Origin of the sequence: Mycobacterium sp. 4858 (assembly GCF_900240975.1) — a bacterium.
GTDB lineage: Bacteria > Actinomycetota > Actinomycetes > Mycobacteriales > Mycobacteriaceae > Mycobacterium.
The window spans coordinates 256,844-283,033 of sequence record NZ_LT968776.1; the positions used below are offsets into that span (position 1 = coordinate 256,844).

Below are 26,190 nucleotides of genomic sequence, written 5' to 3' on the forward strand. Positions count from 1 at the left end.
CGGAGGTGGGCGGCCATGCTTCACACACCGGGCCGGCGATGGCTATTATTCTCGGCTTCGTGCGCGGGGCCATTCCGTCCGGGTATCGCCGTTACGTCGCCATCGGGGACAGTCAGACCGAGGGCTTGTGGGACGGCGACGACGTCGTGGGTCTCCTCGGATTCGCCGACCGGCTCGCCGTCATGCTCGATTCGCTCTACCCCGGCCTGCACTACGCCAACCTGGCGATCCGCGGCAAGCGGATCGCCGACGTCCTGTACGAACAGGTCCCGCAGGCGCTGGCGATGCAGCCGGACCTGATCACCGTGTGCGCCGGGATGAACGACGTCATTCAGCCGGGGCGCTCGTTCAGCCCCGCCCTGGCCGACCTCGAGTACGTCTACGCCGCGCTGGCCAGATCCGGCGCGACGGTGGTGACGACGACCTTTCCGAACGTCGCGCAGTTCCTCCCGCTGGGGCGGCTGGTGTCGGGGCGCCTGGCCCGCATCAACGCCGCGATCACGGCGGCGGCCGACCGCTACGGGTTCGGGCTGGTCGACCTGTACAACGCGCCGTCGATGCGCGAACTGGACACCTGGGCGATCGACCGCGTGCACGCCTCCACCAAGGGGCACATGCTGTTCGCCGCCGCGGCCGCCGAGGCCCTGAATCTGCCTGGCAGCAACCATGATTGGGCACACGCCAGCCCCGACGCCAGGCGCCGGTCGCGCAGCAGCGGGGCTTACGAACAGCTGCGGTGGACGCAGGACAGTTTCTTCCCGTGGATCTGGCGGCGGCTGCGCGGCCTGTCGTCGGCCGACGGGCGGGAACCCAAACGACCGCGGCTGGAGAGCCTCAGCGAGCCGAGCAGACCGGCCGACGCCAACCGGAGGGTTTAGGGCGCGTATCGCCGGGCGGTCAGGCATCCTGGACGCATGGATGTGGAGGCTTTGCTGCACGCGATCCCGCCGCTCGCGGTCTACCTGGTGGTCGGCGGTGTGGTCGGGCTGGAGAGCCTGGGCATTCCCCTTCCCGGGGAGATCATCCTGGTCAGTGCCGCGTTGATGTCGTCGCATGACGACTTGCCGGTCAACCCCGTCGGGGTCGGCGTCGCGGCGGTGATCGGCGCCGTGGTCGGCGACTCGATCGGCTATGCGATCGGGCGCCGGTTCGGCATGCCGCTCTTCGACCGCCTCGGCCGGCGGTTCCCCAAACATTTCGGTCCCGGACACGTCGCGTTGGCCGAAAAGTTGTTCAACCGCTGGGGAGTTCGAGCGGTCTTCTTCGGCCGCTTCATCGCGCTGCTGCGCATTTTCGCCGGGCCGCTGGCCGGCGCCCTGAAGATGCACTACCCCCGCTTCCTGACCGCCAACGTCTCGGGCGCCATCTGCTGGGCCGGCGGCACCACCGCGCTGGTGTATTACGCCGGGATGGCCGCCGAGCGCTGGATGGAGCGGTTCTCCTGGATCGCGCTCGTCATCGCCATCGTGTTCGGGCTGATCGCCGCCTTCGCGCTGCGCGAGCGCACCTCGCGGGCCATCGCCGAACTCGAGGCCGAGCACTACCGCAAGGCGGAGAACACCGCGGCCGACGCCGCGTGACAGCGGCGGCTAACTGGCCGCCTCGCCGACATCCTCCGGTACGACCGGCCGGTGCTCTTCGATGAGCGCGACGGCCATCCTGCGGGCACGGAGGGCGGCGTCCCGGTCGCCGACGGCCGCCAGCACGATCGCGCCCTTCATCAGGATGTGCCAGGACGAGGCGAAATCCTCGACGTCGGTCAGCCCCGCCGCGACGGCGCGGTGCCGCACGATGTCGCGGACGTGGTCGATGTGGGTGACGCAGGCCCGTCCCGCGGGGGAATCGGGCCCGAGCTCGAGCAGCACGTTGATGAACGAGCAGCCCTCGTAGCCGTCGCGCAGCTGAATCCATTCGTGCATGACGTCGAAGATCGCCAGCAACTGTTCCTCGGGCGTCTCGCCGCGCTGCCGGGACTGCTCCTCGATCAGCCCGTGCGTCCACAGCTCCTCGCGCCGCTGCAGCACTGCCAGCACCAGGTCGTTCTTGGTGGCGAAGTGACGGTACAACGTGGCCTTGGCGACCCCGGCCTTCTCGATGACCTCTTCGGTGCCGACAGCACGGATCCCGCGCCGGCTGAACAGGTCATATGCCGCGGTCAAGATGCGCTCACGAGCCGACGCGGCGGGCCTTCCGAGGTCGGAAGCTGTCATAACAACCCACAACATACTCTTAGCCGGGACAGGTAGACAGACCGACCTGTCTTGTTATAGAAATGAGATTCGCACTTCCGCGAAGAGTCTGTCTTCAGAGGGCAGGACGGGCATCCATCGCAGCGTCGTAGACGCCGGTCGATTAGGAGTCCACGATGTGCTCGGCCATTGCAGAACCTATGACAACTACCCACTTGATGCTGAGCACGAAGCTGGTCTACGAGCTCGGCGATCCGAACAGCACCCTGCGCGCGACCGCCGATCGCAGCGGCCCGGCGGTGCTCATCTACGCGGGCGGTGAGGTCGACGCCTGCAACGAGCACACCTGGCGCCAGCTGGTCTCCGAGGTGGCCGGCATCGTCATCGCTCCCGGCCCTTTCGTCGTCGACGTCACCGGACTCGATTTCATGGGCTGCTGCGCCTTCGCGGTGCTGGCCGACGAGGCGAAGCGCTGCAAGGAGCGTGGCATCGAATTGCGCCTGGTGAGCCGCGAACCGATCGTCGCCCGCATCGTCGACGCGTGCGGCCTGTCCGCGCTGCTGCCCATCTACCCGACCGCCGATTCCGCCCTGGGGTCCGCGGCCCGCTGGTGACGGGGCGGCCCAACCCCTGATCGCCCTCCCCCGGGCCAGATGAGCGACCCGCCCACCTTCGGCGCGGAGGAGGAATTCCTCCTCGTCGACCCGCGAACCGGAGAACCGGCTCCGCGGAACGTTGACGTGGCCGCCGAGGCGGCCCGCCGTGGCGTCGAGCTGCAGCTGGAACTGAGCAGCTGCCAGGTCGAAACGACCTCCAGCGTTGTGGCAGCCAGTACCGAACTCGGCGAGGAACTGTCGCGGCTGCGGCGCACGGCGGCCCGGGCGGCCGAGGCGGTGGGGCTTCAGCTGCTCGCCGCCGGGCTACCGCCCGCCACGCCGCACGAGTTCCCCGTCACCGACACGCCCCGCTACCGGCGCATCGGCGCCGAGTACGGGATGGTCGCCCACGAGCAGGGCATCTGCGGATGCCATGTGCACGTTGCGGTTCCCGACCGCGCGGCCGCCGTCGCGGTCAGCAACTGGCTGCGGCCCTGGCTGCCGTCTTTGCTTGCGCTGTCGGCGAATTCGGCGGTGTATCGCTGCGCCGACAGCGGCTACGCGAGCTGGCGCAGCGTGCTGTGGCGGCGCTGGCCGGTAGCCGGGCCGCCGCCCTTCTTCCCGTCGCCCGACGACTACGACCGCACGGTGCGGATGCTGATCGACAGCGAAGTGATCCTGGACCAGAAGATGGTCTATTGGGACGTGCGCCCGTCGGAGAATTTCCCGACGATCGAGGTGCGGGTGGCCGACGTGCCGGCGACGGTCGCGGAGACGGTGCTGCTGGCCACCCTGGTCAGGGCGGCGGTGATGACGGCGCTCGAAGCCGATGGGCCCGGCCGGCTTCCGCCGGCGGCCCTGCGCGCGGCGTACTGGAAGGCCGCCCACGACGGGCTCGCCGGACGCACGCTCGACCTGGTCCACGGCCGCGGGGCGGTGCCGGCGCGTGAGCAGCTGGGCGCGCTCGTGCGACGCGTGCGGGCGGCGTTGGAGTCGCTCGGTGAGTATGACCGCGTCGTGGCCGAACTCGACCGGGTCGCCGAGCAGGGCAACGGGGCGATGCGCCAGCTGCGGGCCTGGCGTCGTCGGGGCGAGGTGATGGACGTGATCGAGGAGGCGGCCGTCGCCACGCTGAACTGAACGCTTTGTGCGGCAACCCTTTTCTGTCAGGCGACGGCGAGCAGTCGATACAGCCCGATCAGGCCCACCACCACGATGGTGGCGCGCAGCGCGTTGCCCGACAGCCGGCGCCCGTAGCGGGCCCCGACCAGTCCCCCGACCAGTGAGCCGGCCGCGATCAGCCCGGCGGCCGGCCAGCTGATCCGGTCGAAGGCCACCAACGTATAGGCCACCGCCGCAACCACATTCACCACCAGCGTCATGAGGTTTTTGGCGGCGTTCATCCGCTGCACCGACTCCGGCAGCAGCGCACCCATCAGGCCGACCAGCAAGATGCCCTGCGCCGCGGTGAAGTAGCCGCCGTAGACGCCGACGGCGAACGTGCCGAGCACCAGCACGGCCATCCGGGCGGGCGTGATGTGCTCGGCCGAACGGCCCGCGGCCTCGGCCCGCCGGCTCGTCCACGCCTGGATCCGCGGCCCGGCGACCACCAGGATCAGCGCCAGGATCAACAACACCGGCACCACTTCGGCGAAGACCTTCTCCGGCAGGTGCAGCAGCAGGAATGCGCCCAGCACCGCACCGGCCAGCGACGCCGGGAGCTGCCAACGCAGCCGGTCCCACTGGCCGCCCAGCTCGGCGCGGTAACCCCAGGTGCCCGACACGCTGCCGGCTACCAGACCGGTCGCGTTGGACATGGTGGCCGTGACCGGTGGGAAGCCGAGGGCGACCAGCGTCGGGAACGTGATCAGGGTGCCGGACCCGACGAGCGCGTTGATGGCGCCGGCGCCGAACCCGGCCAAGCAGATCAGCAGCATGTGGGAAGGCGACACTGAAGGAAAACCCTAGCCTGCCGCCGGTTTCGGCTCGCGGGCGACCGGGCGGTCCGAGGTTATGGTCAGGCGGGCGGGGCTTCGGCCCCGCGCTCGACGCCCGTCCGCAGCTTCACCGACGCCGAATACGCAAGCGTCCGGAACCGCAGGACCGGATCGTCGGAGGGCTCGATGCCGTCGGTCACCCGCATCGGGTCGAACACCACGATGTCGCCGCCGTGTTCGCGCTCGGTCTCCAGGCCGGTGATCTCCACGGTGCCGACGGTCGCGATCTGGGTGCTCTGCCAGGGCGCCGACGGATCGACCGTGGAGTCGGTGGGCCCGCCGATCTGCACCCGATAGTCGAATCGCACCGGCCCGCTCGCCAGGCGCGCGTTCAGCTCGTCGGTGAGAAAGTCCGCTCCTTCGCCCTGGGCGGCCGACGCCGACAGGTAGTTCGCTGCGGCGGCCGGAACCAGGTGGTAGCGAACGAATCTGGCGCTGCCGTCGGCGGCGACCCAGCGGAACGCGTGCAAGCCGTGGTACTCGATGGTGGCATAGCTGGCCGGGATCTTGTTCGCGTCGCGCAGCACCGGCAGCGCGCCGAGCAGCCGGGGATGGGTGAGGAAGTACTTGGCCATGCGCAGCGGCGTCGTCAGGCCGGGCCGCATCGCCTTGAGCAGATCGACGAATCCGTCCGGTGTGCTCGAGACGAACAGGCGCGCGGTCTGCGTCACGACGTCGGTGGTGGAGCCGTCGGGCAGGGTGAACTTGACCGCCATCCCGCGGATTCCCGGCACGTTGTCACGCTGTTTGGGGTTGCCGGCGCCATTGGAGAAACGGATCAGCGCCGGGACCGTCGAACCGTCGAGATGCTTTGCGCGCGTAAGCATCGCCGCATCGGGTGTGGCGGTGAACGTGCCGCGGTAGAGCGTGCCCTTGGCGTGCAGCGCGCGGCAACCCGGCTGCGCACCGCCGGTGCCCCGAATCGCCTCGATCGCCTCGTCGGGAGTGACCATGCGCGAATCTTAAGGCGCTAGGAGGGAAAGCCGAAGAGTTTGACCACACCGTGGTCGCGGCCGGCCGTGTAGCCGCCGTCGACGGCGATCGCCTGGCCGCTGACGAACGAGGCGTCGGGCGACAGCAGGAACGCCGCCATGGCCGCGACCTCCTCCGGCCGGCCCAGACGTTGCAGTGCGTGCTCGGCAGTGATCGATTGCAGCGGTCCCTCCATGCCGGGGAGACCGAAGACGCTTTGCGCCATCGGCGTTTCGATGAAGCCGGGGCAGATCGCGTTGGCCCGGATGCCGCTGGGGCCGTAGTCGAGCGCGATGTTCTTGGTGAGCAGCACGACGCCGCCCTTGGCCGCGTTGTAGGAGCTGCCGCCCGCGGTGCCTTCCAGGCCCTCGACGCTGGCGACGGTCACCAGCGAACCGCGTTCGCCGTCCACGCGGGGCTGCTCGATCATCCGGGCCAGCGCCGCCTTGGCGACCAGGAACGTGCCGGTGAGGTTGATCCCGATCACCCGCTCCCATTCGGCCCGGTCGAGCAGGTGGACCGGTCCGCCCCCGGCGACCCCGGCGGCGTGCAGGACGCCGTCGAGACGATCGGGCACGGCGGCCAGCACCGCGGCGACCGCGGCCTCGTCGGCCACGTCCGCGGTCACGAACGTGAACCGGGGCCCGAGGTCCGGCGCGGCGGCCAGGTCGGCGCCGACGACCGTGCCCCCCTCGGCCAGCAGCCGCCTGGCGGTCGCCAGGCCGATTCCGGATGCGGCGCCCGTCACGACGAACGTGCGTGAGCGGGCACGGTCAGGGTTCACCACGCTCGGTCCCCTCTGCTCGAAAAATCGTGTCAGGCCGCAGACATGTTGACACACCGGTCCGCCGCCGAAGCCGATTTCGATAACGGAGAGCTATCGGCAAATAGCGGCCCGGTCTTGGACACCATCCGCTTTCGGGGAGATCGTGGACATAGCGGGCGAGACCCACCCTTTGCCCAAACCCGCATCAGGAGCTGGCGCATGAATACGTCGACACTCGAGCTACCACGACCCCGACGGGTCGGCACCGCGATGGCCGTGGCCACCGCCATGACGGCCACGATCGTCCTGAACGTCGCCGCCGAACCGTCGCCGGTGCGGCTCGCATCGGCCGAGCCGATCGCCGTTGCTCAGGGCGTTTCGATCTCTCCGGCGCCCGGCTGGACGCCCGGCCACCGCGGCCCGAACTGGCTGGCGCTCAGCAATGCCGACGGCAGCGCCCAACTGCGGGTCGCGGTCAAGCCGGCCGGCAACACGGACGTCGATGCGGTCCTGCAAGGCGACATGGATCAGTACGCATCCTCATCCGGTCTGGGCAATATGAGGAACCTGACCGCGCTCGAGACGCAACCGCTCCAGAGCGCCAACTTCCAGCAACAAGCCTCGGTGGATTACACCGCCGATGTGCCGGCAGCAGAGGGGCGCATTCCGGTCATCGGCACCTTCACCGAACTGCTGAACACGTCCAACCAACGGTCGGTCTTCATCGACTTCAGACAGAACAACAATGCCACTCCTCAGGCCGTCGACGACGGCGGGATGATGATCCGGTCCATGGAGTGAGCGCTGCGGCTCGCTCGTCGATGAAGCACCAACGGGAGCAGCATCAGCCGAGGCTTTCCTCCCTGCCCGGTACCGACGCATCGAACGCGTTCAGCGTGACGCCGACCATCGAGAAACATCCCACCAGAAAGACGATCTCGGCGAGGCCCTCCGCGCCAAACGCTTGTCGCGCTGCCTGGTACGTCGTCTCCGGGAGCGAGCCGCCCCGGTTCAGCGCGGCCGCCATGTCGTAGGCCGCACCCTCGTCGTCGTCGAGGTCGTGGGGGCGTTCGCCCGCGGCGATCGTCGCGATCTTGCGCTCCGCGAGACCTGCTCGCCTGGCGAAGTGCTCGTGGCCGTAGATCTCATAGCGGGCGCCGAATTTTGCGGCGGTCACCAGGATCACCAACTGATGGATGGCGTCGGGCAGCACCCTGTGTTCCCAAAGCGCCTTGTTGAACGCCCAGGCCGGCTTTCCGAACTGCGGAAAATGCAGCCAGCCGTTGAAGGGGCCGATCAGGGCGCCGTCCTCGCGGCGTGCGACGAGTCCGTCGAAGTTGCGCTCGATCACCGCCGCCATGTCGTCGTAGAGGCGCTTCTGCTCCGGGCTCAGACTGAGCGGTGGCAGCAGCGGCAGACGCGTCGTCTCGGGCATAGCCTGATCGTGCGCCGACGCCGGTGCGCGCGCCAGGACTTGTTGGTGATCACTGGTAGGCGGAGGCTCCCAGTCAAACGGAGGGCCGACGTGGCGAGCGCGGACGTGACCGCGTATCACATAGTGGAGCGAATCGAACTCGGAGGGGTTTCATGCCACCAGCCGACACCACGGCGAACACGACCGAGACGCTGGCCGGATTCGTCGACCGGCACGCACAGCAGCGGCCCGACGCCGTGGCCATCCGCTACGGCGAACGGCAGTGGTCCTGGGCCGACTGGGCCGAGCGGATCCGTCGCGTGGCCGGGGCGCTGCGCGCCGCCGGTGTGCAGCGGGGTCAGTGCGTGGCGTTTCTGGACAAGAACCACCCCGCCTGCCTCGAGGTGCTGTTCGCCGCCGCGTCGATCGGGGCGGTGACGACCATCGTCAACTGGCGCGTCATCGGCGACGAACTCGTGCACGTGCTCGATGACAGCGGGGCGCGGCTGCTCATCGTCGGCGCCGAGCTGCAGCCGGCGGCCGAGGCGGCCGCCGCACGGGTGCCCGGCGTGGAACGCATCGTCGCGGTGGGCGACGAGTACGAATCCCTGCTCGCCGCGGCGGCGCCCACCGAGGGCGACGCCGGCGTCGACGAGGGCGAGACCGCGCTGGTGATCTACAGCTCCGGCACCACGGGGCGACCCAAAGGCGTGCTGCTGAGCCAGCGCGCGCTGGTCAATCACGCGGCGAACCTGGCGCCGGAGTTCCCGTTCGGCGACGGGGACGCGAACCTGGTGGCCATGCCCCTGTTCCATGTCGGCGGAATCGGCTACGCGCTCTTCGGCATTCGCGCCGGGGTGCCGACGATCATGACCCGCGAACCCGACGCCGCCGCCCTGATCGGCGCGGTGCGGGCCGGGGCCACCCATGCGTTCTTCGTCCCGCCGGTGATCGCCCGATTCCTCGACGCCGGCGAAGCGGCCCACGCCACGGTCGCGGGCCTGCGCTACATCGTGTACGGGGCGGCGCCCATGCCGCTGCCCCTGCTGCACCGGGCGCTGTCCACCTGGCCCGACACGCGATTCGTTCAGGTGTACGGGCAGACGGAACTGTGCGGCGCGGTCACCGCGCTCAGCGACGCCGACCACCGCGACTCCGCCCGTCCACACCTGCAGCTGGCGGCCGGAAAGGCGGTGCTGGGCACCGAGATCCGGGTCGTCGATCCCGACACGGGTGTCGAGGTGCCCGCCGGGGAGCCCGGCGAGATCTGGGTACGCAGCAACCAGAACATGAGCGGCTATCTGAACCGGCCGGAGGCGACCGCCGAGACGATCACCGGCGACGACTGGGTGCGCACGGGCGACGTGGGGCGCCTGGACGCCGACGGCTACGTCTACATCGAGGACCGGCTCAGGGACATGATCATCACCGGCGGGGAGAACGTGTACGGCCCCGAGGTGGAAAGCGTGCTCGTCGAGCACCCCGCCATCGCGGACGCCGCGGTGATCGGGGTGCCCGACGACTTCTGGGGCGAATCGGTCAAGGCGATCGTGGTGGCTTCCGGCGAGGTCGACGAAAAAGACGTCATCGAGTTCTGCCGCCGTCACCTCGCCGGCTACAAGTGCCCGCGAACCGTGGAGTTCGTGGAGGCGCTACCCCGTAACGCGAGCGGAAAGATCCTCAAAACCCAGCTGCGCGAACCGTACTGGCGCGACCGGACGCGAGCGGTATGAGCGCGCTGGTGGACGCGCATCGACGCGACTGCGCGATCAGCGTACTGGGCGGCCCGACCACGGTGCTGGACATCGCGGGCCACCGGCTGGTGATGGATCCGACGTTCGACCCGCCCGGCGTGCACGCCTACCTGACCAAGCTGACCGGGCCCGCTGTGAGCCCCGAGGCGCTCGGCCGGGTGGATGCGGTGTTGATCAGCCATGACCAGCATCCCGACAACCTCGACGACGACGGCCGCCGGATGGCCCTGGCCGCCCCGCTGGTGATCACCCACCCCGGCGCGGCGGGCCGGCTGGGCCCCCCGGCGTTGGGGGTGGCGCCCTGGCAGACCCACGAACTGTCCGGATCGCTTGACGTGCAAGCCGTTCCGGCCGTGCACGGCCCGGCCGACGGACAGCGCGACGAAGGCGGCCACGTCAACTGCGAGGTGACCGGCTTCGTGCTGTCCGGGCCCGGCCTGCCCACCGTGTACCTCAGCGGAGACAACGCCTCGATCGCGGCGGTCAAGGACGTCGCCGACCGGGCGGGCGTCATCGACGTCGCCGTGCTGTTCGCGGGCGCGGCCAGCGTGCCCGCCAAAGAAGGCGGGCGACCGCTGACCCTGACCGCGGCCCGCGCGGCGGCCGCCGCCGAGATCCTGGGCGCCCGCGTGGTGATCCCCGCCCACGTCGACGGCTGGGCCCACTTCACCGAGGGTGTCGACGAATTCGCCGCGGCGTTCGACCAGGCCGGGATCAGCGAGCGGTTACGGGTCACGCCCCACGGGGAGTGGATCGACCTGTGGTGATCTAGAGCCGCCCGTCGACCCGCAGGTCCGGGTGCACCCAATCGGGCGAGCGGCGCTCCTTGAACGCGCGGAAGCCCTCGCGCGCCTCGGCGTCACTCAGGCTGCTGGTCATGCCGATGCGGTCGTAGAGCCCCAGATAGCTGTCGATGCTGGACTTGATCACGCCGCGGGCGCGCGGCGCGGTGCGACAGCATTGCGCCAGTAGGTCTTTCGCCTCGGCGAGCAGGTCGTCGTGCGCGACCACGCGGGTGACCAGGCCCCAGTCCAGCGCCTCGGCCGCGGTGAGCACCCGTCCGGTGAACATCAGGTCGCGGGTGCGCACCGGCCCGATGACGCGGGTGAGCATCTGGCTGTAATAGGTGTCGGCGTAGCCGCGGAACAGTTCGGGCACGCGGAAGGTGGCCCGCTCGCTGACCACGGCCAGGTCGCTGCACAGCGCGATCTGGAACCCGCCGCCCTGACACAGGCCGTTTACCGCGGAAACGACTGGCTTCGCGGAGGTGCGCACCGCGTCGAACGGGGTGACGTCCATTCCCAGCGCGCCGCCGAAGGTGATCCAGTTGTCCGTGGCTCCGCCGCCGCCCATGTCGCCGCCGGGCGCGAAGACGTCGCCTGTCCCGGTGAGCAGCAGCCCGGCCAGGTCCGGGTCCTCGTTGACACGGCCCACGGCGTAACGGATTCCGAAGTACATCGCCGGCGTCAGGGCGTTGCGCGCCTCGGGCCGGTCGATGGTGCACACCGCGATCGACCCCTGGCGCTCGAGGGTCAGATAGGGGGTGCCGAGCCAGTCGCCCTCAGGCGGGCGGGGCGTGCTCTGGGATGTCGGCGGGATCTGCGCCACGGGACTCCTCGTGCGTCGGTCGCTACTGTCGCTCTTACAGTAGCCCCGGCGGCCGGTCAGGCATACGGCAGCGTCGCCGTGGCGCTGGTGGTGGCCGCGTCGTCGAGCAACGCCGCGAGCGCGCTCTGCAGCGTGGCTGTGGCTTGCCCCACCGGCCGCTCGCAGTATCTGCAGGTCGCCTTGAACTGCGGCTGGTCGTCTTCGTCCGGCCAGAACCGGCGCGGCCCCGCCTGCGCGCCGGGGTCGTAGGCGACCGACTGATGGGGAGCGTCCTTGAGCAGCCTGCCCACCGGATGGCCTTGCGGGCACTCGAGTTTGAGGATGCCGATGCCTTCTTGGTTTCCTGCCATCTCCACCGTCCCTTGTCGAGCGCACCCAGCCGCGGTCTTATGGTGGCCCACTGGGTGCGACCAGGCAAGGGTGTCGGGCACCCTCCGACGCTTCCGAAGACTGGGAATATCCCCGATATCAGGCGTTTCAGTGAGATCCCATGTCGACGGTCCAGTAATGCCCCCTGGGGCCGCCGGCGAAGTGCGCCGCACCGGCATCGGTGAGGCCACAGTTCAGGATCAGGTTGCGGTGACCCCAATTGTTCTTGCCGCCGTCATCTTGCATCCAGAACTGCACGGCGGCCGCTTCCGAGGGGAACCCATCGGCGACGATCTCGCCCGTATTGGAGTATCCGGCCTGGGTGATGGGCCCACCCTGGTCCGTGGTCAGGCCACCACTCGCGGTCTTGTGCATGTTCGGGAAATTGTCGACCGTACTGGCGTCCATATTGGCGATGAAGCCGTTATGGGTGGCCGCCGTGTTGTCCAAGGCCCCCGAATCGGCGAAGGGTTTCGGGCAAGGTTTCGTAAGCGCGCCGGAGGTATCCCATTTGGTGCCGTCCTTGTCCGTGGGGTGCGGGAGGTACTTGCCCGGGTTCACCCGGGCGTCGTTGACTGCGGCGAGTAAGGCCGCATCTGGCCCGCCGCTTCCGGGGGCCGCTTTGGCGCCACCGGGATTGAAGCCGGCCTCGGGTTTGAGGCCGCCGGTGTTGCCGACACCGGCGTCGGCGTTCTCCTGCCACGTTTGTTGCCGCCGTTGCGGACTCACGCACACCGCATCGCCGTCGAACGCCTCGCGCCACACCAAACCAGAAGTGCAGGTCTTGGGCCCATAAGCGCCGCCACCGGGCACATAGCCCACACCCTTTGCCGCAGCATTGTTTTCGTCCTGGACGGTCTGGGCGATGTTCGAGGGTACGCAAACCATATCGCCCGGTCGCGCTTTGCGCGGAACCAAATTGGCCATGTCGTTGGGAATGCAATTACCGTTCGCCGACGCGGCCGGTAACCCCGTCACACCGCTCAGCACGGTGGCCGCCGCCACCCACAACGGCAACATGGGCAGCCGCATCCCGGCTAGGAGCGGGTTACGCGCAGCTTGCAGTGTCGTACTCACCGACATGAGAAGCTCCTCTCAATTCACCTGTTGCCTGACGCTATTCGCGGCGGGGTGTTGGAGAAATAGGGTGTTTCCCTACCGGTTTCGCGTGGAACGCACATCAAAGCGGTTCGGGAAAGGCGCACGCAACTAGCCGATGTCGTTGGGCGGCGGCGGGTACGGCGGGCAGTAACCCGCGTGCTGCTGTGCACCGAGAACCGTGCCGCACCGATACCCATTCCAGTCGAGGTTTTCTCGCCGGGTGTCTGGCGTTACGCAAACCGTGTCGCCGTCGAACGCCTCCCGCCACACCGATCCCTGCTTACAACTCTGTGGCCCGTACGGGCCGTTGGGATCGCGCCGGTCGGCGGCTGCGGCGTTCTCTTGTGCTGTGCGGGTGCGGTCACCCGGGCGAACACACACAGCGTCGCCGACCCGCGCCTCCCGCCAGACCAGGCCCTGGACACAGGTATTGGGTCCGTAGGGCAGGTTCGGGTCCGCGTGCGACGGAGCTACCCCGAAAGCGATTGCGCCCGCGGCCACCGCCGCCAACAGGTAGCAGGTATGGGCAAGCTTGTGCAGGTCGACTCCGGCACTGCGGGTCAGGCGATGTGAAACTGGCATGAGACGCTCCCCTCTTGTGGCCCTGCCGGAAGTCACCGCAGCTGCTGCATCAAAGCGAATACTGCTGCAGTAGAAAGTTATTGGTCACAGACGAACTTTCCGACCGCGTCCCAGTTGCCGCTGTGGATACCCGCGTTTCCAGGACCGAAGTCTTCATAGCCGCCACGCGCGCTGCCGTCGGGGTGGATCATGCCGGCGTATCGACTGTTCCAGCCGTTGTCCCAGACCACGGCGAAGCCGATGTCACTGCCCCTGATCCCGGGGCCGGCGCTTATCCTCCCCTTGACCTCGGGTCCGCCGTGCCCCTCGAAACTGGCCTGGCCGGTCAACGACGTGTACGCGAAGACTTTGTAGCCGTTGTCTTCGGCGAGGAGGAGTTCTTCACTGACGCCACGCCACTTCTGGCACGCGCCGGTGGCGCTGACCGTGCGGGAGGCGGCGGCCGCGTTGTCGGCGGCCGCCTGGTCGCGCACATCGGGCGTCACGCAGACCGCGTCACCCGAATAGGCATTGCGCCAAACGAAACCGGGCTTGCAGGCGTTGCCACCACCGGGTTGGACGTTTTGTGCCGCGACGGCGTTCTGCTGTGCGGTCTTGTCCCTGACCTCGGGGGTGACACACACTGCATCGCCTGGGCGAGCGGCGCGCCAGACGAACCCCGGCTTGCAGGCCGGAGCCGGCGGGTCGGCCGTCGCAGCCGGTGCTTCGACGATCAGAGTCGCGCCGCAAAGGACGATCGTGCAGAGCGCTGTCCACGGCATGGGTTTGGTCAACATGGCCGTCCTTTCGGCTACGCATGGGATCGACAGCGTGCGGCTCCCACGCTAGGCGCGGCCAAGCGGCGGGTGATATCAGTGGTTTCCCTATACTTTGGCGTCGCCCTGCGACGCTGCCCCGCACAAGCAAGGGTGCCCCGCAGGACCAGCCCTACATAGGTTGGACGGACTGTGTGCTCACCTGCATGCCGTGGCCGGTGCGGTCATTGGTGAAGGTGACGGTGTCGACGGTCGCCGTGACGGTCCAGCCTTGAGCCTCGTATGTCCCGGGTCCCAGCTCAACCTTGCCGGCAAGCGCCCCAAGGTCGGCGTCCACGAATTGGAATTTGCCGTCGGCACTGACGCTTACGGTATGAAACGGCTGACCACTGGCGCGAGGGGGCCAGCGGTCGGCGGAGGTTTGGCAGGCGACCAGTTCGGCGCTGATGGAACAACCGATAGCGTTCGAGGCCGTGGTCACGCGCACGTAGCCCTGCTCGTTGGCGGTCAAGGTACTGGGAGGTGTTGGCGGCGGCGAGGTCGAGGCCAGCTGATACGACTCCGACGCGGTACTCGCCACGGTGGTCGCCGCTGCCAGGGCCAGTGCGAATACGGCAAGCAGCGGCACGATCACGCATCGGACGTCCCGGGCGCTGACTCGGTTCCGCATCCGACCCCTGTCGCTCGGAGGTTCGAGGTAGCGACCGATGGTAGCGCTAATTGGTCCGCGCCACATCAGGGAAAACCCCTACATTGCCGACGGCTTTCGGCGAGCGGCCGCGGAACGCGGGGCCCTGCGGCGCCAGTCCGGAATTGGGTAGGGAAACTCCGTATTCCATCCCCATCGCTGGCGGCGTTAGCTTCCCAATGACGACCAGAAGGGCATACGTCGATGGGAGTTGTTCTCATGTCTTGTCATGCGCCAGCAGGGGGCACTTCCCTGGCACAGCCCGGCCGCGAGGCAACGCGGGCAGCACGCAACCTGGGCGTGCGTTTGATACCCGTGCTCTATGCGGTCGCTGTTACCGCCCTGGGCCCGGTGGCCGCGCCCACCGCTTCGGCGAATGGCGGCTGCATTCCCGGAGACGCACCCGGGCTGGTTCCGCGTCAGGCCCGGCCCGGTGACAACGTCTGCGTCTCGCCCGCAATAGCCGCCGAGGTCCAGACCGAGAATGCCGCCGCAGCCGACGGCAAGGGCTACGCCGGCGGGGGCGCATACGGCCCCAAGACATGCGTTTCAGGGTTGGTGTGGCGCGAGGCATACGACGGCGACGCGGTGTGCGTCACCCCGCAACGGCGCACCGAAACGTGGCAGGAGAACGCGAACGCCGGGGTCGGCGCCACCGGCGGATTGAAGCCGCAGACCAATTCCCCTGCGGCGGGCGCGCATACGGTCACCTACCAGGTCCTTGGCGCGGGCGATGTCTTCTCCGCCATTCCCGACCCCGGCACCCCGGTATACCCCGCCAGCACCACCACGTGGGTACCGACGCCGTGGTCGCAGACCGTGCAGGTCACGGGAAGCAAGTTCCTGGCCTTGAATTACACCGATCACCACGGTACGCATGACTGCTCGATCCTGGTAGACGGCCAACCCGTCCACCTCACCGAGCACACGCCGGGACGCTGCGCCTACCAGATGCCCTGATCTCTGTGCGGCCGCGACGCGCCTGGGCAAATCGGTAGCCGAATCCGTTGTCAGTCATCACGTTCCAGTTGGTCGAGGCGACGGCCGAGTTCTGCGCGCGACCGGATGCCGAGCTTGCGGTATATCCGTGAGAGGTGAACCTCGACGGTCTTGGGACTGATGAACAGCGCGGAGGCGATGTCATGATTGGTCCTGCCGGCTGCTGCCAAGTCGGCGATACGCCGCTCGGCCGACGTCAGCACTTTCGAGTCGGCTGGGCCGAAATTGATGCGCTCGAGGGATGTTCGGGCACGGCGCTCCCACAGCGGCGTGCCCAGGTCCTCGAATGTGGCCGCCGCCGCGCGCATCGCCGCGGCCGCATTCTCGCGGCTGCGCTGCCTGCGCAGGATGTCACCGAGCAACAACTGCGTGCGGCCACGCTCGAAGGGCATCGGCAGGCGCTCATGCGCGGCCATCGCCCGTTGCGCGGCCGTCAGCGCCGCAGTCAGATCGCGGTCCCCGGCCAGAAGCATCGCCCGGCACCGCGCACCGACCGCCAGCATCCACGGCCGATCCAACCGACGTCCGTTGTCCTCCAACACATCAATCAGGTTCTTCGCCTCAGTGAACCTGTCGAGACGAATCAAGGCTTCAGCGGCGTCAGGCAGAAAAGGGGTGATAAAGATCTCCGTGGCACGCGGGCTCTGCTCGAAGCCACGCAGCAGCGGTGACAGGACCCGAAGTGCCGATTCGTAGTTCCCCAGCGATACCTCGAGAAAGCCCAGTGTGCTCGTGGGCCAGACGGTGACCAGCGCCGGCGAGTCGCAGCGTTCAGCAGCCGTCAGTGCGGCACTGGCGTCGCGACGCGCGACGGCCTCATCGCCGGCGTAGGCGGCCACCATCGCCTGAATCATCAGCGCCACGGCCAACGGCAGGTCAGCATCGAGCTGGCGGGCACGCTGCAGCGCATCCTCACCGATGAGTGATGCCTCTGCGAAGTCGCCACGCCATATTTCGTTGAGCGCGCCATGGAAGGCACCGACCATCATTTCGCTTTCGGCGCCGCGCTCGATGTAGCGTTGCCGAATCGCCCTGAGTGCTTGCCGCGCTTCGTCGAGCCGTCCCGTCCCGTTGAGCAAGGCGGCGTGCTGGAGAGTGGGCCACAGCATGGCCGACGGTGTGTCGTCGCCATCGTCCAGCAGCAACGCGGTCCGCAGCCCCTCCTCGTCGAAGCCCTCACCGACCAGGAACCGCACCAGCACTCGCATGCTCGACGCCTGGCTCAGCAGCTGACGGTCGTCGAGCCGGGTTGCGGTGGTGACCGCTTCGTCAGCCGCGTCGACGGCGCCTTCGAACTCGTGAATGTTGATCCGCGCGAACGCCAACAACGCGAGTATGTAAGCCAGCAACTCATCGTCGCCGGTGGCGGAGTCCGCTGCTCGTTGGAGCTGCCTCGCGCCTTCCCGGGAACTGCCGTCGAGCAGAGCCCACAGCCCCAGCAAGCTGAGCGCTTCAGCGTGTACCTTCGCCGGCGCGGGCGTCCTGATGACCTCCTCGAGGAGATCGCGTGCGCGTACGGCATCGCCAGCGCTGAAATAGAATGTTGCACAGCGAATCTGGCGTTCGGGGCTGCCGACGCCGAGCTCATTGGCCAACTCGGTGAACTCCGCGGCAGCCGCCGGCGCCCCGCGCCTGTTGGCCAATTCGGCGGCAGCATCCAGCGCCTCCAGCGTCTTCGCGTCGCCGTGCGTGGCGGCCAGCGCCAGGTGACGAGCGCGCAATTCAGGGTGATCGACGATCGACGCCAATCGCCGGTGCATTGCACGCCGTTGCGTGGGTGCGGCCATCGTGTATACGGCGGCGGTCAGCAGCGGGTGGGTGAAGCGCAGCCGGTGCCGGTCGATGGTGACGATGCCCCTCTCTTCCGCGACCAGCAGTCGCCGTACGCACTCATCCACGCCCTGGGCGGCAGCCTGTGCCACGGCCTCTACCGTCGGCTCGGCCAGGCACGCAGCGGCAAGCAGTATTTGGCGAGTGTCCTCATCGAGCACATCGATCTTGGAAGCCACCAGCCCGGCCAAGGTGGTTGGCAGCGTCATCTCGATGCCCGCTTCACCCTCAGGGATCGTGCGCGCTAATTCGATGGCGTAGAACGGATTACCGCCGGAAGCTTCATGGATCCGCAGCATGGTATGCCGCGAAACCGAGCGTCCCAGCCGGGCAGTGATGATCTGACGCAATGCCCCGAGGGCCAACGGCTTGAGGGCAATTCGTCTTATGGCATCCGGCCTTTCGAGCTGCAGCCAAGACACATCGTCACCACCGCCGGTACGCACGGTCGCCAGCAGGCCGACCGGACCCGAAAAGCGTCGCGCTGCGAACGCCACCACGCGAGCGCTGGAGGGATCCAGCCACTGCAGGTCGTCGACGGCCAAGAGCACCGGCGTGGTTTCTGCCAGTATGTCGATCGCCGACAGGAATGCCGCCGCTACCGCACGCTGATCGGTTGCCCGGCCGTCATCGCTGACCTGCAACATGATTTGGTCGACCGCCAGGCGTTGCGGCCCGGGCAGCGCTTCGATGACCTCGCGATCGACCGAGGAAAACAGGTCGGCCAACGAGACGTAGGCCGTCACCGATTCAGTGATCGCCGCACGCGCTGTGAGCACTCGCATGCCCACCGCCCGGGCCTGCTCGGTCGCGGCCAGCCACAGGGTGGTTTTGCCGATTCCGGCCTCACCCTCCACCAGCAAGCAGGCGGGCATAGCGCGGCAGGTGTCCAGGAATTCGGAGACGGCTTCGGCCTCCGCGGCACGACTCCCGGATACGACTGGCCCGGCCATGAGCGTCAGCGTGAAGAGCCGTCAGCAACCGAACGGACGCCGGCCCCGGACACGCCTGAACGAGAAAACTCGTGTGGTTGCCGGAGCCGCATCTGGATGCGCATTCTCGCCCCGGCTCACGACCCGGCGCAGATTCGCATGTTCGAAACTTATCGGCACCGACAGGTACCTGCAACTACAGGCCCCCGCGGGACGATCGCCCGTTAACCGAGGCCGGCGTCGATGAGCAGCCGCGACAATCCCTGTTCGGTGCACAGGGCGCGCACCGCCGCGATGTCGTCGCGCGCGTCGGCGGCACGCCCAGCCGCGGTGAGGGTTTCGATGAGCAGCAGGCGGGCCTGCAGGGCGGCCAACGGCCGGGCGGCCGGGTCCATTCCGGCCACCAGGGCGCCGGCGCGCCGGCATGCCTCGTCCCGGTCTTCGCTGGCATGGCTGCGCGAGAGCAGCCGGATGCCCGAGGCCGCGTCGAGCTCGGCGGTGAGGATGGCGATGCCGTCGCCGCCGCGGGGAATGTCGCCGCCGGCCCGCAGCCGGTCCGCCTCGGCGGGGTCGATGGGCAGCCCCAGCCTGACCCGCTCGAGGGTGATGGCGGCGGCCAGGCGTGGCAGCCGCAGCTTGTCGGCCACCGCCATGCCCGCGTCGAGGCGGTCCACCGCGGCTTCGCGATCGCCCTGCGCGGCTTTGATTTTCGCGCCGACGACGTAGCGTGCCACCAGGTAGTCGACCCCGCCCCCTTCGGGGCCCAGGTGATAGCTCTCCTCGAGCAGTTCGGCGGCCTCGTCCAATTCGCCCGTTTCGTAGAGCATTTCGCCGAGCACCGCACCGGCGATCCGCGCCGCGTACGAGTGCGCCCCCGCCGCGGTGCCGGTCTCGAACGCCTGCCGGAACCTGCGCAACGCCAGCGGGATGTCGAGCTGCTGGCGCGCGGCGATGCCCGCCCAGCTGCGGGCGTAGACGGCGCCCACCGCGCCGACCTGCTCGTTGAACGGCTCCGCCCACTCCAGGAGTCGTTGCGCGGCGGAAAGGTCGAAGCGGTGGATCGCCGCGAACGCCAGCGCGATGGCGGCCGCCTGCGGGAGCACCGGACGCAGTTCGTGCGCCCTCGACATCACCTCGGCCAGCATGTCCTCGAGGCCTTCGATCCGGTCGGCATAGATCTCGGCCACCGCCCGCACCACCCTGGCTTCCAGGGTCAGCTCCGCGCACCGCGCCTCCGGCAGGTCGGACGTGGCGATGGCTGCGGCGAAGCGGTCGAGTGCGATCTCGGTGGCCTGGGTGCGGTGCAGCAGGATGTTCGACCACGCCATCGAGAGTTGCAGCAGCGGTCGTGTGGTCACGAGCTGCGGGGGCAGCTTCTCGACCAGGCCGAGGAAGGTGGTCATGCGTGACTGGTTGATCAGGGACCTGGTCTCGAGGTCCTCCACCAGGTCCACCGCCCGGGCGGTCTCCCCCGCCGCCAGGGCGTGGTCGACGGCCTCGCTGATGTGGCCGTGCTCGGCGAACCACGCCGACGCGGCGCGGTGCAGGTCGTGGAGGCGGCCGGGATCGTCGCGTTCGAGGCGGCGCCGGAGGAATCCGGCGAACATCTGGTGGTAGCGAAACCACTGCGGGTCATGGTCGATGTGGCGCAGGAACAAGCCGCGGCGCTCGACCTCTTCCAGCGTGGCGTGTCCGCCGTCGACGCCGGCCAACACCGACGCCAGCTCACCGCAGATGCGTTCGGTGATCGCGGTCGCCATCATGAAGTCCACCAGTTGCGGGTCGAGGATGTCGAGGACGTTCTCGGCCAGGAATTCGCCGACCTCCTCGCTTTCGCCCGACATCCGGCTCACCAAGGCGCCCGGATCGCCGCCGCCGCGCAGCGACAGCTTGGCCATCTGCAGGCCGGCGACCCACCCGTCCGTCGATGCGGTCAGGGCCGTCACGTCGCTGCCCGCCAACTGCAGCCCGACGGTCTCGTTGAGCAGCGACCGCGCCTCCTCGGCATCGAATCGCAGTTTCTCGCAATCGATTTCGACCAGCTCATCGCGAACTCGTAACTTGCTCAACGGCAATCCGGCGCGCGACCAGCTGGTCACAATGATCTGCAGGTGATCGCAACCGTGGTCGATCAAAAATCGCAGAGCGTCGATGGTTTGGGCGTCCGAGACCCGCTGCCAGTCGTCGATGACCAGCGTGACGGGTTCGCCGGCCTCGTCGATCGCGTCGATCAGCGAGGTCAACACGTAGCGGGTCGCCTCGTCGCCGCGCTGCTCGATGATCTGCTCCAGCGGTTCGGCGAGCGCGGGACGTACCCGCCGGATGGCCGCGAGCAGGTGGGCGAGGAACCAGACCACGTTGTTGTCGTCGTCGTCGACGGTCAGCCACGCCACCGTCACGCCCGAGGCGGCCAGTTCCGCGCGCCACTGGGCGACCAGGGTGGTTTTGCCGTAACCCGACGGCGCGTACAGCAGGATCAGCCGCCGCCGCCCGGCCGCGCGCAGCAGCGCCATCAACCGGTCTCGCGGGACCAGCGACTGAATCGACGCGGGGGGACGGTATTTCGTCGACGGCGCCGGGGGTGTCGTGGTGGCCTCGCGCCGATGATCCGACGATCCGGCCGGCGGCGAGCCCGCGCGCTTGAGCTCGACCGGCACCACCATGTCGTCGACCGGGAGGTGGTGGCGGCGCTGTACCTCGCGCAGCTGTTCACCGTATTCCAGGGCCGACGCCGGCCGGCGTGACGGATCGCGGGTCATGGCGGTTTCGATGACGGCGATGACGTCCTCGGGCACCCGCTGTCTGGCCAGCATCTCGGGGATGGGCCGGCCCATGGGCGGGTGGCCGGTCAGCGCGCAGAACAGCGTCGCGCCCAGCGAGTAGACGTCGGATCCGGTTGTGGGAGTCGCGCCTTCGAGGAGTTCGGGGGCGATGAACGCCGGTGAACCGATGACCACGCCCGAGCGGGTCTCGAACCCGCCGGCGATGCGGGCCAGCCCGAAGTCGGTCAGCTGCGGTTCCCCGTAGTCGGTCAGCAGCACGTTGCCCGGCTTCACGTCGCGGTGCAGGATGCCGGCCCGGTGCGCGGCCTCCAGCGCGCCGGCGAGCTTGACGCCGATGCTGAGCGCCTGGCGCCAGTCCAGGGGCCCGTGCCCGCTGACCTGCCCCCACAGCGACCCCGTGCCGTGGTAGGGCATCACGATGAACGGCCGGCCGCCGCGGGTGGTGCCGACCTGCAGGACGGTGACGATGTGCGGGTGCCCGGAGAGCCGGCCCATCGCGCGCTGCTCGCGCAGGAACCGGTCCAGGTTTTCGGGGTCGAGGTCGTTGGTCAGGACCTTGACGGCCACCATGCGGTCCAGCTCAGGCTGCGCGCAACGGTAGACGACCCCGAATCCGCCGCGTCCGATCTGCTCGACGCCCGCGAAGTCGAGTTCCGCGGCGACCCCGGCGATCAGATCCTGCTGGATCGCCTCTGCATCCACGTCGGCCATCGACGGTCACTGTCCTCGCGCGTAAACAGGGTGGCCAACCCACCGGTCGTGTCACCCTATCGCGGAATGACCTGGGGCGATGGCGGTAATTTTTCGGGGGTCGTAGGCCGGGCCGATGATGAAGAGCCCCGCCGACAGGCCGGTTTGCGCAAAGCCGTATCCCGTGAACAAGGCGTAGCGGCAGTCACGAGGCGCTCAGAGCTTGGCACTGATCGGAGTGATCGGAGTGGAGCTTCATACCAGGTTCCCTTGATCCGGTGTTCCGACATAAAACCGGACACGGTGCTTGCACCCCGATGCTGGGCATCGGAATACCTGCTCTCCGGGAATCCCAACGTTGCTCATCTACGGACAAACAGCAGGCGAGAACGTTCCTTGGGGGGTCAGACTCACACTCTGACGTAGCGCGCAGCAACACGGCTGGCCCGGCGTTTCGAAATGGGAATTGAGAGCTTCCTGGCGGCGAGCTAGGGACTTTCGACACTAGGTGCATCGGGCCGTTTACGCGTTGGCTTTGCATAAGCATCGCGGCCGGTCTGCGTCGCAGCCGCCCACGGTCCTGAGGAGATCAGGGATGAACATCACGGACAGTTTCGCCGTAGCCGCCACCTTCGCCGCTATCACGGTGGCGGTTGGGTGTGCCGGCGGGAAGGGCGGCGGCCACAGCGCAACGCCGGCGGCACCAACGGGGACAACCACGGTGACAACCACAGCGCCACCTCCGCCTCCACCCACGATGGCGCCCACCAGCATCGACTCGCTGATCCTGGCGCCGGACACCGTCGGCGATATCGTCGGGACGAAATTCGACTATGTCGCCAAGTCTCCGCCGGGCTTTCTTTCCCCTCCGAAACCCGTTGCCGTCGTCGAGGGTAACCCCGAGTGCGGGGCGCTATACGGGCCGAACACCGACTCGTTTGGCGATTACACCGCATACCGGGCCAATTCTTATGAGCACGACATGACGCACCCTCCCCTGGTCAATCAGGACGTTGCGATGGTCGCCGACGCGAAAACAGCGACGCAGTTGCTGGACACCGCTTTCGCCAAGCCATTGAATTCCTGCGACAATGCTGTCACCAAGAATTCTTTCAATATGTACACTAAATGGCAAAAAATCGACGTCACCGCTACGGATGTGCGTTGGACGGCAACAGGATTGAAGAACGGTCAGCTCGTCGGTTCGGTCTGCGCCAAAGGGGCCCGGGCAAAGAACAATGTGGTCATCTATGCGCAGGTTTGCGAAGAGGGCAACGGCGCTCCGACGGCCCTAGCGACAATCGTGGACAAGATATCGGAGAAGATACCCGGGTAGACCCAGACCTATGCGGGAACGGGAAGGATTACCCGGGACTTCCCGTGGTGGATGGTGTGGCGGCATGCTCGTAGCTCGGTGCCCGTGCCAGGTGACGCGTCGGTGCCCTCGTTCCGCATGTACTGAGGAAACGACCCGCCCGATACCTGTAGCCGTAGCCGGTGGCCGGCCGCGAGCCGGTGTGCACAGGGGTGCAGACGTAGCCGCAGCAGCTGGTCCCCCGCGGCGGGATCGAGCCGTAGGAAGGTCTCAGAGAAATTGCGGGAACAGCCTTTCGTGTCGACATCGCAGAGCCGGACGAACACGTCGGCGTGCGGATTGCTCGTGCTGTGGTCGAGCTCCACGATGGGGGTGCCGATGATCTCCAGCATCGCGGGTAGCGCGGGGCTGGTGAAGGTCAGCACGTCTGAGCGTGATTCGAGGTCGCGGTTGTCGCGCACTCCGGCGTTGTTGTCGATCAAGGGCCCGGAAACCGTGGGTGTGGGATGCGCGGGGTCGTAGGTGAACGAGGTGGTGCCGGACTGCGCCTGCCGAGTGGTGAGGTGTCCGGTCGGCTGTAGATAGTGGATCTGTTCGGTGCCTGGCGGTGGCCAGTGAGGGTGTTCGCGCCATTCGTCAGTGCCGGTGACGGCGATCCGGACGGGCTGGTGCGCGCGGATGACGGGTTCGCCCGCGAGGTGCTCGGCCATCCAGTCAAGGTTGTCGCCGGCGAGTTGTCCGTTCGCGCCGCTGACGACCTCCTGGTGTATCCATGGCCCGACGGTGAGTGTGACGTCGAGTCCACGTTCGTGCAGCACGTCGTACTGGCGCATGGTTTGGGTAAGCAGCAGGTCTTGCCAGCCGCCGACGAGCCGGATCGGCACCGACACCTTTTCCAGCGCGGCGCTGGCGTTGTAGGGCTCCCAGAACGGGTCGCTGAGGTCTGAAGTACACAGCCACTTGCGGAACCACGGCGCCCGGTGTCCGAGTGCAATGTCCGCGGCATCTGCCAGAGGGAGCGCCGCGACGGTGCGGGCGTTGAGCTTCGCTGCCCGAGCGAAGATCCACATGGTACCGAACAACCCGAACCGTTCCTGGTTCACAATTACCCTCGACCACGTGAGTAAGTCGTGGAGACGGAAAGCACCTGTGCCCAAGCCGAATTCGGTGGCATCGTGCGGGCCGGCGATGATCACCGCCGCGCGCAGTTCTGGTGGCGGATCGACCAGCAGAGCCCACTGCGTCCATCCGACACCGGACGCGCCGTACGTGGCTAGTCGCCCGTCGAACCACGGCTGCGTGCGCAACCAGGCCATGGTGTCTTGGCCGTCGTCCATATCGGCGGCCATCGGCGTGAACTGACCGCCGGAGCCGAACGAGCCGCGGCAGCTCTGCGTCACCACGTGGTAACCCTGTCCGGCAAATAGCCGCGCGTCCATATTGATGGGCAGGCCCCGCCCGTACGGCGTGCGTATCAGGATCGTTCCGCGCCCTTGGGTGTCAGCAGGCACGTAGTGGTCGGCCAGCAGCGTGATCCCATCCCTCATGGGTATGGCGAGGTCATGTTCGATCCGGAAGCGATGTGTTGCCTTCGGCAACTTCCAGCGCCATGCAACCGCCCGGTCCAAGACCCTGGCGGTGAAGCCGGGCCGCTCATCCACGATCATCTCAACACCTCGATGCCGAAACATGTTGTGCTTCTACTTAGTTCATAGCTAACGGTCGGTCGTACATGTCATACAGTGACGACAAGCTTTCTTGCTGAGACGCCCTTCCGAAGGCGTTCGAGAGCGTCGGGAATCTTGTCGAGCAAGTCGCCGACGACCATGGCGTCGGGTGCGGCTCGGTACGTGCCGTTGGAAAGTGCTTTGGGCAGGAAGTCCACGTATATCGCGGGGCCGACTTCGTTGTCCTTGAGGCTTCCGCCCCAGATGGAATTCACACGGACCCCTTTACGGCGCCTGAACGACGACTCGACTCGGGTGAACAGCGCTGGCTGGGCGGACGAGATCCGATGGCTGCCTAGTACTTTCGATGCGATGGCCAGCGTCGGCGCCAGGGATCCTCGACCAATCGCGAGTGTGCCGGCAAGCGGACTATCGCCCATCGCGTCGATGAGTTCGCTGGTCGCGGCGCGGCTGTGGTAGTCGACGGTTTCGGTGGCACCCAGTGAGCGGAGGTAGTCGAAGTTGCGCGGCGACGAGGTGGCGATGACGCGATACCCGGCATGGCGCGCGAGCTGGATCGCATTGCTGCCGACGCTGGTCGATCCGCCCCACACCAGGACGGTTTCTCCGCGATCTCGGGAATCGTTGGTGGGCAACGCCAGTGCGAGCTGATCTTGCTGGAACATGCCCGACGCTGCCGTCGACACTGCCATCGGTAGCACAGCCGCCTGCGCGAAGGGCAGACCAATAGGCAGTGGGGCGACCATGTGCTGCATGAGCACCACATACAGCTGGAAAGCGCCTTCTGCTGCCCGATTGCGGTTGCGCTCGATTCCTGCCGCATGGCCGACGACACGATCGCCCGGGCGCAGACGGGTCACGTCGGATCCAACTTCCACAACCTCGCCGGCAACATCGGAGCCGACCACAGCGGGAAACGTCAGCCACGGAAGTATCAGCCGGTAGGCGAAACCGGGGATTCCGTCGACAGGATTCACCGCGATCGCACGTGCCCGCACAACAACCTCGTCGGCCGCCGGTCTGGTGTACGGGGCAGGCCCGACCTCGAACCGAGCCCCGCGCTTCGGAAGCCAAAGAGCCATGTTCTGGGCGGGCATCTGCAGCTTCTCCTTGGTGTCATCGATCGCCGGCAGCGCACGGGCACCATCGATTCAACGTGATG

At 67.8% G+C, this 26,190-nt stretch carries 24 protein-coding genes; 9 read left to right on the top strand and 15 right to left on the bottom strand.

Going from position 1 to position 26,190, the window contains the following annotated elements; translation table 11 throughout:
* Positions 1-59 precede the first annotated feature (59 nt).
* The gene (locus C1737_RS09395; protein WP_082972922.1) at positions 60-878 is read left to right on the top strand and encodes an SGNH/GDSL hydrolase family protein; all 819 of its coding nucleotides are present in this window, start codon (positions 60-62) and stop codon (positions 876-878) included.
* A gap of 36 nt (positions 879-914) precedes the next feature.
* Positions 915-1,580, top strand: a complete 666-nt coding sequence (locus C1737_RS09400) for a DedA family protein (RefSeq protein WP_067927199.1) — start codon at positions 915-917, stop codon at positions 1,578-1,580.
* Between the two features lie 9 nt (positions 1,581-1,589).
* On the opposite strand, the gene C1737_RS09405 is transcribed toward C1737_RS09400, so the two are convergent.
* Positions 1,590-2,210, bottom strand: coding sequence for a TetR/AcrR family transcriptional regulator (locus C1737_RS09405; RefSeq protein ID WP_067927201.1), 621 nt, complete (start codon positions 2,208-2,210; stop codon positions 1,590-1,592).
* Positions 2,211-2,365: 155 nt separating this feature from the next.
* On the opposite strand from C1737_RS09405, the gene C1737_RS09410 reads away from it, so the two are divergent.
* Entirely contained in the window at positions 2,366-2,803 is a 438-nt protein-coding gene (locus tag C1737_RS09410; protein ID WP_067927204.1) for an anti-sigma factor antagonist, read from the top strand.
* A gap of 39 nt (positions 2,804-2,842) precedes the next feature.
* A complete protein-coding gene (locus C1737_RS09415) occupies positions 2,843-3,925 on the top strand; it encodes a glutamate--cysteine ligase (protein ID WP_068095906.1) in 1,083 nt (360 codons plus the stop codon).
* A 26-nt stretch (positions 3,926-3,951) separates the two neighbouring features.
* Here C1737_RS09415 and C1737_RS09420 read toward each other — a convergent pair whose 3' ends face one another.
* The 3 genes from C1737_RS09420 to C1737_RS09430 all read right to left on the bottom strand — a co-directional run bounded on the left by C1737_RS09420 (position 3,952) and on the right by C1737_RS09430 (position 6,541).
* A complete protein-coding gene (locus tag C1737_RS09420) occupies positions 3,952-4,737 on the bottom strand; it encodes a sulfite exporter TauE/SafE family protein (protein WP_068095904.1) in 786 nt (261 codons plus the stop codon).
* 65 nt (positions 4,738-4,802) lie between these two features.
* On the bottom strand, positions 4,803-5,735 hold the full coding sequence (locus C1737_RS09425; protein WP_068095902.1) for a catalase family peroxidase: 933 nt from the start codon (positions 5,733-5,735) through the stop codon (positions 4,803-4,805).
* A 17-nt stretch (positions 5,736-5,752) separates the two neighbouring features.
* Positions 5,753-6,541, bottom strand: a complete 789-nt coding sequence (locus C1737_RS09430; protein ID WP_067927213.1) for an SDR family NAD(P)-dependent oxidoreductase — start codon at positions 6,539-6,541, stop codon at positions 5,753-5,755.
* Positions 6,542-6,853: 312 nt separating this feature from the next.
* Between C1737_RS09430 and C1737_RS09435 the strand changes: the two genes are divergently transcribed.
* Positions 6,854-7,321 (top strand): hypothetical protein, encoded by a 468-nt coding sequence (locus tag C1737_RS09435; RefSeq protein WP_197516362.1) that lies wholly within the window; start codon positions 6,854-6,856, stop codon positions 7,319-7,321.
* Positions 7,322-7,364: 43 nt separating this feature from the next.
* Here C1737_RS09435 and C1737_RS09440 read toward each other — a convergent pair whose 3' ends face one another.
* Positions 7,365-7,955, bottom strand: coding sequence for a carboxymuconolactone decarboxylase family protein (locus tag C1737_RS09440; protein ID WP_068095898.1), 591 nt, complete (start codon positions 7,953-7,955; stop codon positions 7,365-7,367).
* A 152-nt stretch (positions 7,956-8,107) separates the two neighbouring features.
* On the opposite strand from C1737_RS09440, the gene C1737_RS09445 reads away from it, so the two are divergent.
* Positions 8,108-9,667 carry a long-chain-fatty-acid--CoA ligase gene (locus C1737_RS09445; protein WP_068095896.1) on the top strand — a complete coding sequence of 520 codons (1,560 nt, stop codon included), beginning with the start codon at positions 8,108-8,110 and terminating at the stop codon, positions 9,665-9,667.
* A gap of 8 nt (positions 9,668-9,675) precedes the next feature.
* A complete protein-coding gene (locus C1737_RS09450) occupies positions 9,676-10,455 on the top strand; it encodes an MBL fold metallo-hydrolase (RefSeq protein WP_068095923.1) in 780 nt (259 codons plus the stop codon).
* Position 10,456: 1 nt separating this feature from the next.
* On the opposite strand, the gene C1737_RS09455 is transcribed toward C1737_RS09450, so the two are convergent.
* The 6 genes from C1737_RS09455 to C1737_RS09475 all read right to left on the bottom strand — a co-directional run bounded on the left by C1737_RS09455 (position 10,457) and on the right by C1737_RS09475 (position 14,737).
* Complete coding sequence (locus tag C1737_RS09455) at positions 10,457-11,296, bottom strand: enoyl-CoA hydratase/isomerase family protein (protein WP_068095894.1); 840 nt, start codon at positions 11,294-11,296, stop codon at positions 10,457-10,459.
* A gap of 56 nt (positions 11,297-11,352) precedes the next feature.
* Positions 11,353-11,646, bottom strand: coding sequence for a hypothetical protein (locus C1737_RS09460; protein WP_067927379.1), 294 nt, complete (start codon positions 11,644-11,646; stop codon positions 11,353-11,355).
* A 127-nt stretch (positions 11,647-11,773) separates the two neighbouring features.
* Positions 11,774-12,697, bottom strand: coding sequence for a CAP domain-containing protein (locus C1737_RS09465; protein ID WP_068095892.1), 924 nt, complete (start codon positions 12,695-12,697; stop codon positions 11,774-11,776).
* A gap of 177 nt (positions 12,698-12,874) precedes the next feature.
* Entirely contained in the window at positions 12,875-13,348 is a 474-nt protein-coding gene (locus tag C1737_RS26595) for a hypothetical protein (protein WP_142393445.1), read from the bottom strand.
* 77 nt (positions 13,349-13,425) lie between these two features.
* On the bottom strand, positions 13,426-14,124 hold the full coding sequence (locus tag C1737_RS09470) for a hypothetical protein (RefSeq protein WP_068095890.1): 699 nt from the start codon (positions 14,122-14,124) through the stop codon (positions 13,426-13,428).
* A 151-nt stretch (positions 14,125-14,275) separates the two neighbouring features.
* Positions 14,276-14,737, bottom strand: coding sequence for a hypothetical protein (locus tag C1737_RS09475; RefSeq protein WP_142393446.1), 462 nt, complete (start codon positions 14,735-14,737; stop codon positions 14,276-14,278).
* Between the two features lie 354 nt (positions 14,738-15,091).
* Here C1737_RS09475 and C1737_RS09480 point away from each other — a divergent pair, with 354 nt between their 5' ends.
* Positions 15,092-15,751, top strand: coding sequence for a hypothetical protein (locus C1737_RS09480; protein ID WP_142393447.1), 660 nt, complete (start codon positions 15,092-15,094; stop codon positions 15,749-15,751).
* A gap of 50 nt (positions 15,752-15,801) precedes the next feature.
* Here C1737_RS09480 and C1737_RS09485 read toward each other — a convergent pair whose 3' ends face one another.
* On the bottom strand, positions 15,802-18,573 hold the full coding sequence (locus tag C1737_RS09485; RefSeq protein WP_068095886.1) for a LuxR family transcriptional regulator: 2,772 nt from the start codon (positions 18,571-18,573) through the stop codon (positions 15,802-15,804).
* A gap of 203 nt (positions 18,574-18,776) precedes the next feature.
* Complete coding sequence (locus C1737_RS09490) at positions 18,777-22,046, bottom strand: serine/threonine-protein kinase (protein ID WP_102417943.1); 3,270 nt, start codon at positions 22,044-22,046, stop codon at positions 18,777-18,779.
* A 574-nt stretch (positions 22,047-22,620) separates the two neighbouring features.
* On the opposite strand from C1737_RS09490, the gene C1737_RS09495 reads away from it, so the two are divergent.
* Positions 22,621-23,361, top strand: coding sequence for a sensor domain-containing protein (locus tag C1737_RS09495; RefSeq protein ID WP_102417944.1), 741 nt, complete (start codon positions 22,621-22,623; stop codon positions 23,359-23,361).
* An 8-nt stretch (positions 23,362-23,369) separates the two neighbouring features.
* On the opposite strand, the gene C1737_RS09500 is transcribed toward C1737_RS09495, so the two are convergent.
* Together C1737_RS09500 and C1737_RS09505 are read right to left on the bottom strand one after the other, a co-directional pair.
* Complete coding sequence (locus C1737_RS09500; RefSeq protein ID WP_102417945.1) at positions 23,370-25,007, bottom strand: CocE/NonD family hydrolase; 1,638 nt, start codon at positions 25,005-25,007, stop codon at positions 23,370-23,372.
* Positions 25,008-25,075: 68 nt separating this feature from the next.
* On the bottom strand, positions 25,076-26,125 hold the full coding sequence (locus C1737_RS09505; RefSeq protein ID WP_102417946.1) for a zinc-binding alcohol dehydrogenase family protein: 1,050 nt from the start codon (positions 26,123-26,125) through the stop codon (positions 25,076-25,078).
* Between the last annotated feature and the right edge of the window lie 65 nt (positions 26,126-26,190).